Annotated in this window: 13 protein-coding genes; 7 read left to right on the top strand and 6 right to left on the bottom strand. The window is 61.2% G+C overall.

What is annotated here, in order from left to right:
* The first annotated feature begins 99 nt into the window (after positions 1-99).
* Entirely contained in the window at positions 100-1,575 is a 1,476-nt protein-coding gene (dtpB, locus tag ACOI7D_RS23660) for a dipeptide/tripeptide permease DtpB (protein WP_032454295.1), read from the top strand.
* 139 nt (positions 1,576-1,714) lie between these two features.
* On the opposite strand, the gene rsmJ is transcribed toward dtpB, so the two are convergent.
* The 3 genes from rsmJ to ACOI7D_RS23645 form a co-directional block, all read right to left on the bottom strand.
* Positions 1,715-2,467 carry a 16S rRNA (guanine(1516)-N(2))-methyltransferase RsmJ gene (gene rsmJ / locus ACOI7D_RS23655; protein WP_032429010.1) on the bottom strand — a complete coding sequence of 251 codons (753 nt, stop codon included), beginning with the start codon at positions 2,465-2,467 and terminating at the stop codon, positions 1,715-1,717.
* Between the two features lie 7 nt (positions 2,468-2,474).
* Positions 2,475-4,517 carry an oligopeptidase A gene (gene prlC / locus ACOI7D_RS23650; RefSeq protein ID WP_044524999.1) on the bottom strand — a complete coding sequence of 681 codons (2,043 nt, stop codon included), beginning with the start codon at positions 4,515-4,517 and terminating at the stop codon, positions 2,475-2,477.
* Positions 4,518-4,699: 182 nt separating this feature from the next.
* On the bottom strand, positions 4,700-5,971 hold the full coding sequence (locus ACOI7D_RS23645) for an acid phosphatase (RefSeq protein WP_109546836.1): 1,272 nt from the start codon (positions 5,969-5,971) through the stop codon (positions 4,700-4,702).
* A gap of 193 nt (positions 5,972-6,164) precedes the next feature.
* Here ACOI7D_RS23645 and ACOI7D_RS23640 point away from each other — a divergent pair, with 193 nt between their 5' ends.
* Positions 6,165-7,007: a 23S rRNA (adenine(2030)-N(6))-methyltransferase RlmJ gene (locus ACOI7D_RS23640; protein ID WP_004204945.1), complete on the top strand. Its 843-nt coding sequence runs from the start codon at positions 6,165-6,167 to the stop codon at positions 7,005-7,007.
* Positions 7,008-7,079: 72 nt separating this feature from the next.
* Complete coding sequence (gene gorA, locus ACOI7D_RS23635; RefSeq protein WP_032454297.1) at positions 7,080-8,432, top strand: glutathione-disulfide reductase; 1,353 nt, start codon at positions 7,080-7,082, stop codon at positions 8,430-8,432.
* Between the two features lie 32 nt (positions 8,433-8,464).
* On the opposite strand, the gene ACOI7D_RS23630 is transcribed toward gorA, so the two are convergent.
* On the bottom strand, positions 8,465-9,556 hold the full coding sequence (locus tag ACOI7D_RS23630; RefSeq protein WP_064158034.1) for a serine hydrolase domain-containing protein: 1,092 nt from the start codon (positions 9,554-9,556) through the stop codon (positions 8,465-8,467).
* A gap of 195 nt (positions 9,557-9,751) precedes the next feature.
* Positions 9,752-10,375 carry a glutathione S-transferase family protein gene (locus ACOI7D_RS23625; protein WP_023291280.1) on the bottom strand — a complete coding sequence of 208 codons (624 nt, stop codon included), beginning with the start codon at positions 10,373-10,375 and terminating at the stop codon, positions 9,752-9,754.
* Between the two features lie 126 nt (positions 10,376-10,501).
* Here ACOI7D_RS23625 and ACOI7D_RS23620 point away from each other — a divergent pair, with 126 nt between their 5' ends.
* The 3 genes from ACOI7D_RS23620 (at position 10,502) to ACOI7D_RS23610 (ending at position 14,142) form a co-directional block, all read left to right on the top strand.
* A complete protein-coding gene (locus ACOI7D_RS23620) occupies positions 10,502-11,650 on the top strand; it encodes an iron-containing alcohol dehydrogenase (RefSeq protein WP_044525004.1) in 1,149 nt (382 codons plus the stop codon).
* 239 nt (positions 11,651-11,889) lie between these two features.
* Positions 11,890-13,542, top strand: coding sequence for an alpha,alpha-trehalase (locus ACOI7D_RS23615; RefSeq protein ID WP_023291282.1), 1,653 nt, complete (start codon positions 11,890-11,892; stop codon positions 13,540-13,542).
* Positions 13,543-13,608: 66 nt separating this feature from the next.
* Positions 13,609-14,142 carry a GNAT family N-acetyltransferase gene (locus ACOI7D_RS23610; protein WP_023291283.1) on the top strand — a complete coding sequence of 178 codons (534 nt, stop codon included), beginning with the start codon at positions 13,609-13,611 and terminating at the stop codon, positions 14,140-14,142.
* 34 nt (positions 14,143-14,176) lie between these two features.
* On the opposite strand, the gene ACOI7D_RS23605 is transcribed toward ACOI7D_RS23610, so the two are convergent.
* Positions 14,177-14,935: an SDR family NAD(P)-dependent oxidoreductase gene (locus tag ACOI7D_RS23605; RefSeq protein ID WP_109546835.1), complete on the bottom strand. Its 759-nt coding sequence runs from the start codon at positions 14,933-14,935 to the stop codon at positions 14,177-14,179.
* A 119-nt stretch (positions 14,936-15,054) separates the two neighbouring features.
* Between ACOI7D_RS23605 and ACOI7D_RS23600 the strand changes: the two genes are divergently transcribed.
* Complete coding sequence (locus ACOI7D_RS23600) at positions 15,055-15,954, top strand: LysR family transcriptional regulator (protein ID WP_109546834.1); 900 nt, start codon at positions 15,055-15,057, stop codon at positions 15,952-15,954.
* Positions 15,955-16,037 lie beyond the last annotated feature (83 nt).

The raw sequence follows: 16,037 nt of genomic DNA, 5'->3' as shown, positions 1-16,037 counted from the left end.
TAAGCCAATAACCGCAGCATGGCGAGTTATCAGACATTTTCGGCGCGTTCTGGCATACGCGTTCATACTTTTTGGGAAAGTAATACAAGGCGAAGGAATATGAATACAACTGCACCTACGGGCTTGCTGCAGCAACCTCGTCCGTTCTTTATGATCTTCTTTGTGGAGCTCTGGGAACGTTTTGGCTATTACGGCGTTCAGGGGATCCTGGCGGTCTTCTTTGTTAAACAGTTGGGCTTCTCTCAGGAACAGGCCTTTATCACCTTCGGCGCCTTCGCGGCGCTGGTTTACGGGCTGATCTCCATCGGCGGCTACGTGGGCGACCATCTGCTGGGGACCAAACGCACGCTGGTGCTCGGCGCGATTGTGCTGGCCATCGGCTACTTTATGACCGGGATGTCGCTGCTGAAACCGCAGCTGATCTTTATCGCCCTCGGCACCATCGCCGTCGGCAACGGTTTGTTTAAAGCCAACCCGGCGAGCCTGCTGTCAAAATGCTATCCGCCGAAGGATGCCCGTCTCGACGGGGCGTTTACCCTGTTTTATATGTCGATAAACATCGGTTCGCTGCTGTCGCTGTCGCTGGCGCCGGTGATCGCGGAAAAGTTTGGCTACGCGGTGACCTATAACCTGTGCGGCGCGGGGCTGATTATCGCGCTGCTGGTCTACCTCGCCTGCCGCGGGATGGTGAAAGAGATTGGTTCCGAGCCCGATCATCGCCCCCTCAGCCTGCGCAATCTGGCGCTGGTGCTGGCCGGTACGGTGGTGATGATTTTTCTCTGCGCCTGGCTGATGCATAACGTGATGATCGCCAACCTGGTGCTGATTGTCCTGTCGGTCGTGGTCATTGCGTTCTTTTTCCGCGAGGCGTTTCGCCTTGATAAAACCGGGCGCAACAAAATGTTCGTCGCCTTTATCCTGATGATCGAGGCGGTGCTGTTTTACATTCTCTACGCCCAGATGCCGACCTCGCTGAACTTCTTCGCCATCAATAACGTCCATCATCAGATCCTGGGTTTTACCATCAACCCGGTCAGTTTCCAGGCCCTGAACCCCTTCTGGGTGGTGGTAGCCAGCCCGGTGCTGGCGGCGATCTACACCCATCTCGGCCACAAGGGTAAAGACCTGACCATGCCGGTGAAATTTACCCTCGGGATGTTCCTCTGCGCGCTGGGCTTCCTTACCGCCGCGGCCGCCGGGATGTGGTTCGCCGACGCCCAGGGATTAACCTCGCCGTGGTTTATTGTGCTGGTTTATCTGTTCCAGAGCCTGGGCGAGTTGCTGATCAGCGCCCTGGGGCTGGCGATGGTCGCCGCGCTGGTGCCGCAGCATCTGATGGGCTTTATTCTGGGGATGTGGTTCCTGACCCAGGCCGCCGCGTTCCTGCTCGGCGGCTATGTGGCGACCTTCACCGCGGTGCCGGAAAATATCACCGACCCGCTGCAGACGCTGCCCGTTTACACCAGCGTGTTCAGTAAAATTGGCCTGGTGACCCTGGGGGTCACGGTGGTGATGGCGCTGATGGTGCCGTGGCTGAACCGGATGATTAATACCCCGGGGGAAGCTGAGCGGTAGAGATGATCGTCGGTTTACGCCTTTCTCAGCCCGGCCTGCGGGAATGATATCCATCTGATATATAAATGATTATGTAGGCCGGGTAAGGCGCAGCCGCCACCCGGCAACATGACGGCGCGATGCCTGATAGATTGCAAATTTACGCCGGCGTGCCGGCGTAAATATCAAACCGATGCCCTTTGGTCACCACCGCGTTCGGCGTGGCGACTTCCGCCAGCGGCGGCGCGTAATCCGGGCGCTTCACCACCACCCGTTTGGTCGCCAGCTGGCGCGCCGGGGCCAGCAGGCCATCGGCGTCTAAATCGGGCCCCACCAGCGACTGAAAGACGCGCATCTCTTTCTTCACCAGCGCGCTTTTCTGCTTATGCGGGAACATCGGGTCGAGGTAGACCACCTGCGGACGCGGGGTAATATCGGTCAGCGCCGTCAGGCTGGAGGCGTGGATCAGCTGCAGCCGCTCCTGCAGCCAGCCGCCGATTTCCGCATCGGCATAGCCGCGGGCCAGGCCATCGTCGAGCAGCGCGGCGACCACCGGATTACGCTCCAGCATCCGCACGCGACAGCCGACCGACGCCAGCACAAAGGCGTCACGCCCCAATCCGGCGGTGGCATCGACGACATCCGGCAGATAATCGCCTTTAATACCGACCGCTTTGGCCACCGCTTCACCGCGGCCGCCGCCAAACTTGCGCCGGTGGGCCATCGCCCCGCCGACGAAATCGACGAAGATACCGCCGAGTTTGGGCTCATCGCGCTTACGCAGCTCCAGATGCTCAGCGGTCAGCACCAGCGCCATCAGGTTATCGTCATCCTGCTCCAGCCCCCAGCGGGCGGCTAAAACAGATAAGGCGCCGTCTCCGGCGCCCGTTTCATCAATTAAGCAGATCTTCACCGCAGACTTAACCCTTGATCCCGTAATGCTCCAGCATCGCATCCAGCTGCGGCTCGCGCCCGCGGAAGCGTTTGAACAGCACCATCGGCTCTTCAGAACCGCCGCGACTCAGGATGTTATCGAGGAACGACTGACCGGTTTCACGGTTGAAGATCCCCTCTTCTTCGAAGCGTGAGAAGGCGTCTGCCGCCAGCACGTCAGCCCACAGGTAGCTGTAGTAACCCGCCGCGTAACCGCCGGCGAAGATATGGCTGAAGGCGTGCGGGAAGCGGCCCCAGGTTGGGCCCGGCACCACGGCGACCTGCTTTTTAATCTCCGCGAGGGTCTCAAGGATTTTCGCCCCCTGCTCCGGCTTATACTCCGCGTGCAGGCGGAAATCGAACAGGCCGAACTCCAGCTGGCGCAGAATAAACATCGCCGCCTGGTAGTTTTTCGCCGCCAGCATTTTCTCCAGCAGCGCCTGCGGCAGCGGTTCACCGGTTTCATAATGACCGGAGATAAAGGCCAGCGCTTCCGGCTCCCAGCACCAGTTTTCCATAAACTGGCTCGGCAGCTCGACCGCGTCCCACGGCACCCCGCTGATGCCGGAAACCCCGGCGGTATCGATGCGGGTCAGCATGTGGTGCAGACCGTGGCCGAACTCGTGGAACAGGGTGATCACTTCGTCGTGGGTGAACAGCGCCGGTTTGCCGTTGACCGGACGGTTGAAGTTACAGGTCAGGTAGGCGACCGGCTTCTGCAGGGAACCATCCAGCTTACGCATCTGGCCGACGCAGTCGTCCATCCACGCCCCGCCGCGTTTGTGCTCGCGGGCATACAGGTCGAGATAGAAGCTGCCGCGCAGCTCGTTGTGTTCGTCATACAGCTCGAAGAAGCGCACTTCCGGATGCCACACGTCGACATCGGTACGCTCTTTGGCGGTAATGCCGTAAATGCGCTTCACCACTTCGAACAGACCGTTAACGGCTCTGTTTTCCGGGAAATAGGGGCGCAGCTGCTCATCGCTGATGCTGTAGAGATGCTGTTTCTGTTTTTCGCTGTAGTAAGCGATGTCCCACGGCTGCAGCTCTTCGACGCCGAACTCGGCTTTAGCGAAAGCGCGCAGCTGGGCCAGCTCTTTTTCGCCCTGCGGACGGGCGCGTTTTGCCAGGTCGGTGAGGAAGTCGAGCACCTGCTGCGGATCCTCCGCCATTTTGGTGGCGAGGGATTTAAAGGCGTAGCTGTCAAAGCCCAGCAGCTGCGCCAGCTCGTGGCGCAGGGCGAGGATCTCCGCCATCACCGGGCTGTTATCCCATTTACCGGCGTTTGGCCCCTGGTCGGAGGCGCGCGTGGAGTAGGCGCGGTACATCTCTTCGCGCAGCGCCTGATTGTCGCAGTAGGTCATCACCGGCAGGTAGCTCGGGATATCCAGGGTCAGCAGATACCCTTCCTGCTCTTTGGCCTGGGCCTGCGCCTGAGCGGCGGCCAGCGCGCTTTCCGGCATACCGGCCAGATCGGCGACGTCGGTCACCAGCTTGTTCCAGCCCATGGTGGCGTCAAGGACGTTGTTGCTGTACTGGTTGCCCAGCTCAGAGAGGCGCGCGGCGATTTCACCGTAGCGTTTCTGCGCCTCCGGCGGCAGGCCAATACCGGATAATTCGAAATCGCGCAGCGCGTTATCCACCGCTTTTTTCTGCGCGGTATTCAGCGTGGCGTAGTTATCGCCATCGCGCAGATCGCGGTAGGCTTTATACAGGCCTTCATGCTGGCCGACCCAGGTGCTGTACTCGGAGAGCAGCGGCAGCGTCTGTTCGTAGGCCTCGCGCAGTTCCGGGCTGTTTTTTACCGAATTGAGATGGCTGACAGGCGAGAAGATGCGTCCCAGCACATCGTCCACTTCCGCCAGCGGCTGGCAAAGATTTTCCCAGCTATACGGCGCGCCATGCGCCACTGCGCTTTCCACCGCGGCCCGGCAATCCTCCAGCGCTTTGGTGACCGCTGGGACCACGTGCTCTGGTTTGATCGCAGAAAAAGGCGGCAGGGAAAAAGGCGTCAGTAATGGATTGGTCATATGCGCTGTCCTGTTGAAAAGGGTGAGTGAAGCGCGCGTCCGGCGCTTATGCATGAGATCTAGAATGGGGGATAGTTGGGGGAATTTCAATGACGGGCGGTGCGTCAGCCTGGGTATTGCTGCGATAAGTCCGCCCGTTGCCGGAAAAGCGCGACACGCGGCGCAGCGTGCCGGAAACCGCATTAATGCCTTTTTTGCGCCATCTCCCAGGCCGCCGACAGATTCAGCCGCTGCCAGAACTGCTGTTCGGGGGTGGCGCCGGACAGCGGGTAGCCCGCCGGCAGCGCGGTGTTGACCATCAGCGCCCGGCGCTGGGCCGCAGACAGCTGCGGCAGGGCAGCCTCCAGCAGCACTTCCGCCCCCTCCGGCGCCTGCAGGCGCGGCTGCGGCCCCTTCTGCCGCGGCAGGTCGTAGGTCATGGTGAAACGAGTGAAATCACGCATCGCCGGATCGCGCCAGGGATCGTCTTTCACGCTGCTCTTCGCGCACTCGGCAAGCGACGTACCGCAGGCTTTCGCCAGCGCGGCGCGCAGCTGATCGCGGGCTTCGTTAAATAATACCCGGTAGCGCGGATCGTTAAGATAATGGGCCACGTTGCGCTCGGCCACCATCCGCGAGCCGATCACGTCCAGCGGATAGTGGACGCCCAGCACAATGCGCGAGTAGCCATAGCGGGCGCCGCGCGCCACCAGCGCGTCGTAGCGCTCCGGGATCATCGCCGCCAGCAGCAGCGCATCGGTATAGCCAGTATTGGTGTGGCCGCTGGGGAACGAGCCGCCGTCGGCGGTATAGGGCTGGTTATCCTTCACCACCACGTCGTCCGGCACCAGGTGAATGGTGTTGCCCTGGACCAGGAACGGCCGCGGATTGTGGAAGTGCTTTTTCGCCTCGCCGGTGCTGACTTCCGAGGCTTTGATCAGCGCCGCCGCTTTCCCCAGCGCGCCCTGGTCATAGGCGGTCAGAAACGCGTTGCCCAGACGAGGCCCCAGCGCGTCGCTGAGGAAATAGAGGTAGCTAATCCCTTGCGCATCGGCCAGCGCCTGACGGCGGGTGGTCTGCACGGCGTCGCGGTTGATGGCGGTCACCGTCGCCAGATTCTGCTTCACGACGGTCTCCGGCAGACTGCTGAACGCCGACAATAGCGCAATATCCGCCTGCTGGTTTGCCCGGGTCTGGAAGTCGTAGCCGCTGGCCTTCAGCCAGGCGGTATCGGCCTGGGTTTTGTTTTGTTTCGTGTGCGCCAACCGATCGCGGGTCAGCGTCGCGGCATCCCCTTGCAGCGCGTGGCGCAACTGCGCCAGCGCCTGTTGCTCAAGATCGTCATACGCCTGGCTGGAGGCAGCCGGCGTCACGCTATTGGCGACGGCCGCCGCCCTGTTCAGCGGGATGTCTTTAGCCAGAACCGGTTGCGCCAGCAGCAGCGCGACGGCCAGCAGCGAGAGTTGCTTTTTCATTATTTTTCCTTTTATTCAAACAATTACCTTGCCTGTATCCGACGCTAGCGCGGCCGTTTGACGCTTTTATGACAGCGTTATGTTTTGCAACGCTTTTGGCAGAAATGAAACAGCGCGGCGGCGCAGCGGTAATCTCGGCCGATCTGCGGTAAACTATCGGTTAACTTGTTTATTTCCCGGAATCTCTGCATCCATGCTCAGTTATCGCCACAGCTTTCACGCAGGCAACCACGCCGACGTCCTCAAACACACCGTTCAGAGCCTGATCATTGAAGCGCTGAAAGAGAAAGAAAAACCGTTTCTCTACCTGGACACCCACGCCGGCGCGGGCCGCTATCAGCTGAGCGGCGAGCACGCCGAGCGTACCGGCGAGTATCTCGAAGGCATCGCCCGCATCTGGCAGCAGGACGACCTGCCGGCAGAGCTTGAGCCCTATATTTCGGTGGTCGAACACTTCAACCGTAACGGCCAACTGCGCTACTACCCGGGTTCTCCGCTGATCGCCCGCCAGCTGCTGCGCGAGCAGGACAGCCTGCAGATGACCGAGCTGCACCCGAGCGACTTCCCGCTGCTGCGCGCCGAGTTTCAGAAAGACAGCCGCGCGCGCGTCGATAAAGCCGATGGCTACCAGCAGCTGAAAGCCAAACTGCCGCCGGTCTCGCGCCGCGGTCTGATTCTGATCGACCCGCCGTACGAAATTAAAACCGACTATCAGGCGGTGGTGACCGGAATTAACGAAGGCTACAAACGCTTCGCCACCGGCACCTACGCGCTGTGGTACCCGGTGGTGCTGCGCGCGCAAATCAAACGCATGATCAAAGACTTAGAAGCCACTGGCATTCGCAAGATTCTGCAGATTGAGCTGGCGGTACGTCCTGACAGCGACCAGCGCGGCATGACCGCCTCCGGGATGATCGTCATCAACCCGCCGTGGAAGCTGGAGCAGCAGATGAACAATGTGCTGCCGTGGCTGCACAGCAAGCTGGTGCCGGCCGGTACCGGTCACACGACCGTCAGCTGGATCGTGCCGGAGTAATCGCAACCATCGGTGGAACCTTTTACGCCTCGCGTTACAATCGCGGCAATCAACGATTAAGGACATATGGGCATGAGCAAACATTATGATTACCTCGCCATCGGCGGCGGTAGCGGCGGTATCGCCTCGATTAACCGTGCGGCCATGTACGGCCAGAAGTGCGCGCTGATTGAAGCCAAAGCGCTGGGCGGCACCTGCGTCAACGTCGGCTGTGTGCCGAAAAAAGTGATGTGGCATGCGGCGCAGATCCGCGAAGCGATTCATCTTTACGGCCCGGACTACGGTTTCGATACCACCATCAACCATTTCGACTGGGAGAAGCTGGTCGCCAGCCGCAGCGCCTATATCGACCGCATTCATACCTCCTACGACAACGTGCTGGGTAAGAACAACGTCGACGTGATCAAAGGCTTTGCGCGCTTTGTCGATGCCCACACCGTGGAAGTGAACGGCGAGACCATTACGGCCGATCATATCCTGATCGCCACCGGCGGCCGTCCGAGCCACCCGACCATTCCGGGCGTGGAATACGGTATTGATTCCGACGGTTTCTTCGAACTGCCGGCGCTGCCGAAGCGCGTGGCGGTGGTCGGCGCGGGCTACATCGCCGTTGAGCTGGCGGGGGTGATTAACGGCCTCGGCGCTGAAACCCACCTGTTCGTGCGCAAGCATGCGCCGCTGCGCAGCTTCGATCCGCTGATCGTCGAAACACTGGTGGAAGTGATGAACGCCGAAGGCCCGCAGCTGCATACCAACGCCATCCCGAAAGCGGTGGTGAAGCATGCCGACGGCAGCCTGACCCTTGAGCTGGAAGATGGCCGCAGCCAGACCGTTGACTGCCTGATCTGGGCGATTGGCCGCGAACCGGCGACCGATAACTTCAACCTGGCGGCTACCGGCGTGAAAACTGACGATAAAGGCTACATCGTCGTCGATAAGTTCCAGAACACCAGCGTGCCGGGCATCTACGCCGTGGGCGATAACACCGGCGCCGTTGAGCTGACCCCGGTGGCCGTGGCCGCAGGCCGTCGTCTCTCCGAACGCCTGTTTAACAACAAACCGGAAGAGCATCTGGACTACAACAACATTCCGACCGTGGTCTTCAGCCACCCGCCTATCGGCACCGTCGGCTTAACCGAGCCGCAGGCGCGCGAGCAGTATGGCGACGACGCCGTGAAGGTCTACAAATCCTCCTTCACCGCGATGTACACCGCCGTCACCTCGCACCGCCAGCCGTGCCGCATGAAGCTGGTGTGCGTCGGCCCGGAAGAGAAGATTGTCGGTATCCATGGCATCGGCTTCGGGATGGATGAGATGCTGCAGGGCTTTGCGGTGGCGTTGAAGATGGGCGCCACCAAAAAAGACTTCGACAACACCGTCGCTATTCACCCAACGGCGGCAGAAGAGTTTGTCACCATGCGCTAAGGCGCGCAGCCCCGTCTCCGGACGGGGCTTTTTTATTGCGCCGCCAGGTGACGCAGGATCTGGTGGCCGATATAGTTGCTCCAGTTAAAGCTGTTTTGCAGCACCACCACCGCATTCTGATTCGCTTTATCAAAACCGATATAGCTCGAATAGCCGCCGATGTACCCCACCTGATAGGTTAATTGCTGCTCGCCGAACGTGTCTGTTACCCAGGCGATATTCGCCGCTTCAATCCGTCGCGGATAATAGTCGACGCTAACGTCGCGGAACGCCTGGTCCAGCGCCGCCTGACCGGTGGGCGCGAAGTGGGCGCGGGCATAGTGAATCAGATCCCCGGCGTCGCTGTACAAACTCGCCGCGCCGACCATGTTATGACGGAACTGCCAGTCCGGCGTCAGCGCGCCGCGGGGTTTAAACTTCGGCTGATCGCCAGCATGGCCCAGCGCCCGCCACGGATAATCACGCAGCGTTTGCGGCAGGAAGCTGGTGTTCCCCATCGCCAGCGGGCGGAAGATCATCCGCGAGGCCAGCGTCTCAATCGATTCGCCAGTCTGGTACTGGAGAAGATAGCCGAGGATCGCGTAGCCGAGGTTGGAGTAACTCGGCGCCGGTTCCGCCGGGGCCTGGAAATTCTGCAGATAACTCAGTACGCCATCGGCATCGAGCTCATGGTAGAAGTTCTCGCCATCGTTGAGATAGGCCAGCAGGTGCTCAAGCGACAGCATATTCATCGGTTGCCGCGGCAGCCCTGAGGTATGCGTCACCAGCTGCAGCAAGGTTATCTTACGGGCATCCTCACTCAGCGCGGTACCCGGCGGCAGCAGGGTCTGCAGCGTGTCGTGCCAGTGGAAACGGCCTTCGTTCACCAGCATCGTGACCACTTCGGCGGTAACCCCTTTGCTCAGCGAGCCGAGGGCAAACAGCGTATGCGGGGTTATCGGGTAGCGATGTTGGTCATCGGTCACGCCGAAGCAGTGAAACTCCGCCGGGCCGTTATGATGAATAATTGCCACCACCATGCCGCTGACCTGCTTCTCGCGCATGTAATGCCTGACATAATCATCGACGGAAAGCCGCTGACCGTTGCGCCCTGTCAGACTGGTTTCATTGCTGGGCGGGCTCATTTGCGACAGCGTGCCGGAACAGCCTGAAATCAACAGTAATGCCAGTAGCACAAGGCCTAACCGTTTTTTCAAACTGCACCTGCCTGCCACACGTTATTTGGGATGGGATAAAAAACAGACGCGGGATCGTAGCGGCATTACCCCGCCAGTGCAAAGCGAATACGCTGAAAAATCGATAAGGCCCTGGCCCGTTCGCTACGCCACGCCGTTATTTCCATGGCGCATAAACGCCGGGCGCTGATTGAGCGCCATATACCAGCGCTCCACGGCCGGCATTTCCGGATGGGCAAAGGGCGTCATCTTCCAGCGATGCACCGACAGGCCCAGCACAATATCAGCCAGGGTGAAGCGCTCGCCGGCGACCCACGCCCCGGTCCGCTGCAGCTGCGCTTCGACAATGCGCACGCAGTGGGTCCAGGCGGCAATGCTCTCTTTAATCGCCGCCGGATCCTGAAAGCGGGGATCTTTACGCACCAGCCCCATAAAAGCATGGCGCCAGGCATTATTGAACTCGGTCGCCTGCCAGTCCATCCAGTGCTCCACCTCGGCGGCGGGCTGCGGCCCGGCGGGCAGCAGATCCCAGCGCTCCGCTTTTCGCGCCAGATAGCGGCAGATACTGTTCGACTCCCAGAGCACAAAGTCATCGTCCAGCAGCACCGGCACCAGGCTGTTAGGATTCAGGCGCTGAAATTCGGGGGTGTCCAGGGGCTTAAACCCGCTGCCGTAATCCTCCTGCTGGTACGCCAGCCCGATCTCCTCGCAGGTCCACAGCACTTTCCGTACATTGATTGAAGAGCGTTTGCCCAGAATTGTTAGCATCGTCAGCGATTCCTCAGCCATAAAAGAGAGTTCATTCACTCTACTCTATTGCCAGCCAGCAACAAGGCAGAGCGCTGGATAATGTGTATAGTTGATTCCAGCCTGTTTGCCGAAAAGGAACCCGACATGTTGACCCCTTTTACCGTTTTGATGCCTGAAAATATTCGTTTTGGCCGCGGTCAGGCCCAGAGCGCCGCCCCCTGGCTGGCGCAGCAGGGCGGTCCTGTTCTGCTGGTGCATGGCGCCAGCCCGCAGCGGGCGGCGTTTCTCCGCCATCAGCTGGAGGCGCTGCAGCTGGCGGTCACGACGCTGGCGATAAGCCGCGAACCCTGGCTTATCGATATTGAGCAGGGCGTCCAGCTGGCGCGCGAGAAAGGGATCAGGGCGGTGGTCAGCCTCGGCGGCGGCGCGGTGATTGACGCCGGTAAAGCGATTGCGGCGCTGGCGCCCGCCACCGGCCCGCTGGTCGACTATCTGGAAGTCGTGGGAACCGGCCGTCAGCTGGAAGCCAGCCCGCTGCCGTTCGTGGCGATCCCCACCACCGCGGGCACAGGCGCGGAAGTCACTAAAAACGCGGTGATCAACGTCGTGGAACAGCAGCGGAAAGTGAGCCTGCGCGACGACCGGATGCTGCCTGACCTGGCCATTGTCGACCCGGCGCTAACCGACAACGCGCCGCGCAGCATCACCCTGAGTTCCGGCCTCGACGCCCTGACCCAGGTGATCGAGCCCTGGCTCTGCAGCCGGGCCACCCCTTTCACCGACGCCCTCTGTCAGCAGGCGATCCCGCGCGGCATCCGCGCGCTGAAGGTTCTGATGGAAAAAGAGTGCCCGGCCAGCCGCGACGAGATGGCCTGGGTCAGCCTGTGCGGCGGAGTGGCGCTGGCGAACGCCGGGCTGGGGGTGATCCACGGCCTCGCCGGCCCGCTGGGCGGCCTGAGCCGCGCCTCGCACGGCGCCTTATGCGGCAGCCTGCTGCCGTTTGGGCTGGCGCTGAATGAGTCGCAGATAAACGACCCCGCCCTGCGCCAGCGCTTCAACGACGTTCGCCGCTGGCTGGCCGAGGGGCTGGAGGTCCCGGCGGATCGGGTCTGGGACAGCCTGCGGGAATGGAGCCATCGCGCCGGTCTCGGCACCCTGCGCGACCTCGGCGTGGCGCGCGACGCCCTGGAGCCGGCGGCGCTGGCCGCCAGCACCTCCTCGTCGATGAAGGCCAATCCGGTCAGCCTGAGCAGCGAACAGCTGCTGGAGATGCTGGAGGCAGCGTGGGAGTGAGCGCGCCGGGATAAAATTTTGTTGCATAATGAATGCTCCGAATTTTATCTTCACCTAATCGCGGACTTATTTATTATTTATCAACGTGTTAATTAGAAATCACGGCGTCCCCTGCCGGCGGAAAAGCGTGATCTAACGCACAGTTTACTTCACACTCACCGAAGCGACTGTCTACGCTTAAAAGACAAGGCCGGGTACGCCCGGCCGCGAACTCACGCTATCCGGAGGTCCGTATCGCTATGTTCAGCCAGAAATTACGCCACGTTGAAGACGACGAGTTAAGGATCGACATCGATCCCTGCTACGAAGCCGATCCGTACGAATTAAAGCTGGATGAGATGATTGACGCTGAACCGGAGCCTGAGGTGATCGAGGGGCTTCCGGCCTCCGATGCCCTCACCCCGGCGGATCGCTATCTTGAGCTGTTTACCAACGTGCAAAAATCACGCATTTTTGCCGACAGCAAAACTTTTCCCGACTGCGCGCCGAAACACGACCCGCTGGACATCCTGCGGAACTACCGGAAGGTCAAACGCCAGCCCGATTTCGACCTGCGGCAGTTCGTTGAGGATAATTTCTGGCTGCCGGAGAGCCATACCGACGTCTACACCTCCGACCCCAGCCTGACGCTGAAAGAGCATATCGATAAACTATGGCCGGTGTTGACCCGCGAGCCTCAGGATCATATCCCCTGGTCATCGCTGCTGGCGCTGCCGCAGGCCTATATCGTGCCCGGCGGTCGCTTTAGCGAAACCTATTACTGGGACTCTTATTTCACCATGCTGGGGCTGGCGGAGAGCGGCCGGGAAGATCTGCTGAAATGCATGGCCGATAACTTCGCCTGGCTGATTGAAACCTACGGTCACATTCCGAACGGCAACCGCACCTACTACCTCAGCCGCTCGCAGCCCCCGGTGTTCGCCCTGATGGTCGAACTCTTTGAAGAGGACGGCGTGCGCGGCGCGAAGCGCTATCTGGATCATCTGAAGATGGAGCATGCCTTCTGGATGGACGGCGCCGAGTCGCTGATCCCGCATCAGGCGTATCGGCACGTGGTGCGCATGCCGGATGGCTCCCTGCTCAATCGCTACTGGGACGACCGGGACACGCCGCGGGATGAATCGTGGCGCGAGGACGTGGAGACCGCCCGACACTCCGGACGGCCGGCCAATGAAGTCTACCGCGACCTGCGGGCGGGCGCCGCGTCCGGCTGGGACTACTCCAGCCGCTGGCTGCGGGATATCACGCGACTGGCCAGTATCCGCACCACGCAGTTTATCCCCATCGACCTGAACGCCTTCCTGTTCAAGCTGGAGACGACCATCGCCAACCTCTCCGGCCTGAAGGGCGATCGCGAGACGGAAGCGGCCTTTCGCCAGAAGGCTCAGGATCGGCGGGCGGCGGTTAACCGCTATCTGTGGGACGATGAGAACGGCTGTTTTCGCGATTATGACTGGCGCCGCGAACAGCTGGCGCTGTTTTCCGCCGCCAGCATTGTCACCCTTTACGTCGGCCTGGCGACCCACGAACAGGCGGAACGCCTTGCCGATGCGGTGCGGGCCCGCCTGCTCACCCCCGGCGGGATCATGGCCACCGAATACGAGAGCGGCGAGCAGTGGGATAAACCCAACGGCTGGGCGCCGCTGCAGTGGATGGCGGTGCAGGGATTTAAACGCTACGGCCAGGATCCGCTGGGCGATGAGATCGCCTGGAGCTGGCTGCAGACGGTCAACCACTTCTACAAGCAGCACCACAAGCTGATTGAGAAATACCACATCGCCACCGGCGTTCCGCATGAGGGCGGCGGCGGGGAGTATCCCCTGCAGGATGGCTTCGGCTGGACCAACGGCGTCGTGCGCCGGCTGATTGGCCTCTACGGCGAGCCAACCTAGTCGGGCTGTTCCCGGCGGCCTTCTCCTGCTATGTTCAGAGGATTCGCCCTGCCCGGAATGACGCTTATGCCTGAACTTCTGACGCCGCGCCTGCGCTGCTCACCGCTGCAGCTGGACGACTGGTCGTTTTTTCTTTCCCTGCAGCAGGATCCGCAGGTCATGCTTTACGTGGCCGACCCCAGGCCGCAGGCGGCCATCCGCGAGGCGTTCGATTCGCGGCTGCCGCCGTGGACGCCCGGGGATGAACACTGGCTGTGCCTGGTGGTGCGCGACAGGCTGACCCATACCCCGCTCGGCCTCACCGGTTACCAACATCATCAGCGCGACATTGCCGAGGTCGGCTTTCTCTTCGCCCCGGCGGCGCAGGGTCGTGGCTACGGCTACGAATCGCTGCGCGCGCTGTGCGACTACGCCTTCACCACCGGCGGCGTCCGCCGCCTGACCGCCAGCGTCACCGCCGGCAACGAGGCGTCCAAGCAGTTACTGCTCAAAGCCGGGTTCCGGCTGGAGGGGGAGCTGCGGGAGAACTACTGGCTCAACGGGCGCTGGCACAACGACTGGCTGTTCGGTCGGCTGCGCGCGGAGGGCGATGCGCCCTAGCGCACCGCCGCTCACGGTCTGACGACAGCGGGGTTCAGAGGAACATCCCTCCCGAGACTTCCACGCGCTGCGCGTTCATCCACGCCAGCTCATCGCTGAGCAGGGCGGCGATGGCGTCGCCGATATCATCCGGTAGCCCGACGCGCCCCAGCGCGGTCTGGGCGGCGATATGCCGATTCACCTCGGCGTTATCGCGCACCACCCCGCCGCCAAAGTCGGTCTCAATGGCCCCCGGCGCGATGATGTTCACCGATATCCCCCGTCCGCCCAGCTCTTTCGCCTGATAGCGGGTCAGAACCTCCATCGCCCCCTTCATCGCGGCGTAGGCCGCATAGCCCGGCAGGGCAAAGCGCGCCAGGCCGCTGGAAACGTTGAGGATGCGCCCCCCGTCCTGCAGGAGGGGCAGCAGCCGCTGGGTCAGGAAAAACGGGCCTTTGAACTGGATGTTCATCAGCTCGTCAAACTGCGCTTCGCTGGTCTCGGCGAAGGGGACGTTGAGGCCGATCCCGGCGTTGTTCAGTAAATAATCAAAGGTGGTGCGTCCCCACTTCTGCGCCAGCACCTGCGTCACCTCGCTGGCGAAAGCGTCGAATGTTGAAGGATCGCCGACGTTCAGCGCCAATGCTGCCGCCTTCACCCCTTTTTGCTCAATCTCCGCCACCACCTCGAGCGCAGCCTGGCGGTTGCTGTGATAGGTCAGAAGAATGTCGGTTCCCTTCGCCGCCAGCTTCAACGCGGCGTTTTTACCCAGACCGCGGCTGCCGCCGGTCACTAAAGCGATACGTTGTGTCATCAGAAGACCCCTTTCAGGTTGCGTTGTGATTGTGTTCCAGCTTATTAACTGCCAGTGAAACAATAAATACGCTACATTACGTTTTACTGTTTCATTCACAACAACAATAGGCCATCGGCATGGATAAAATTCATGCAATGCAGCTATTCATTCGCGTAGCGGATCTGGAGAGTTTCTCCCGCGCCGCCGAGACCCTGGCGCTGCCGAAAGGCAGCGTCTCGCGGCAGATTCAGGCTCTGGAAAGCCATCTTGGCGTGCGCCTCCTGCACCGCACCACCCGCCGGGTTCAGCTCACCCAGGATGGAATGGTCTACTACGAGCGGGCGAAGGATCTGCTGAGCAACCTCGACGAACTGGACGGTATGTTCCAGCACGATCCGGCGAGCATCAGCGGCCGGCTGCGGGTGGATATGCCGGTCGGTTTTGCCAAAAAGCTGGTGATCCCGCACCTGCCGGCTTTTTTGCAGCAGTATCCGGGCATCGAACTGGAGCTGAGCAGCAGCGACCGGCTGGTGGACGTAATCCGCGAGGGGTTTGACTGCGTGGTGCGCGTCGGCGCGCTCAAAGACTCCGGGCTTATCGCCCGCCCGCTGGGCAAGCTGACGCAAATTAACTGCGCCAGCCCGGACTACCTGACCCGTTTTGGCTACCCGCAATCCCTGGAGGATCTGGCGGATCATGCCCTGATCCACTACGCCAGCACCCTCGGGGTCCGTCCTTCCGGCTTCGAGGTGGTGATCGACGGCGCCGTGCGCTGGGTAAAAAGCGGCGGCATATTGACGGTCAACAGCACGGAAACCTATCAGGCGGCCTGTATCGCCGGGCTGGGAATTATTCAGGTGCCACGCACCGGCGTGCGCGAGGCGTTACGCGCCGGCGAACTGATTGAGATCCTGCCCCAGTACCGCGCTGAGCCGCTGCCGGTCTCGCTTATCTACCCGCACCGGCGCAATCTCTCCCGCCGCGTGCATCTGTTTATGGAGTGGCTGGGCGGGCTGATGAAAGGTTACGTCGATTGATCCGCGCGGAGGGTGAACGGGGGGCGGGCAGATGCGTTCCTGCAGGATACGGCATTTAAGGTATACTTTTTGCTGAATCTCGC

The organism is Klebsiella sp. C360 (genome assembly GCF_048822415.1).
GTDB lineage: Bacteria > Pseudomonadota > Gammaproteobacteria > Enterobacterales > Enterobacteriaceae > Klebsiella > Klebsiella quasipneumoniae.
This window is presented reverse-complemented; position numbering and strand designations above follow the sequence as displayed.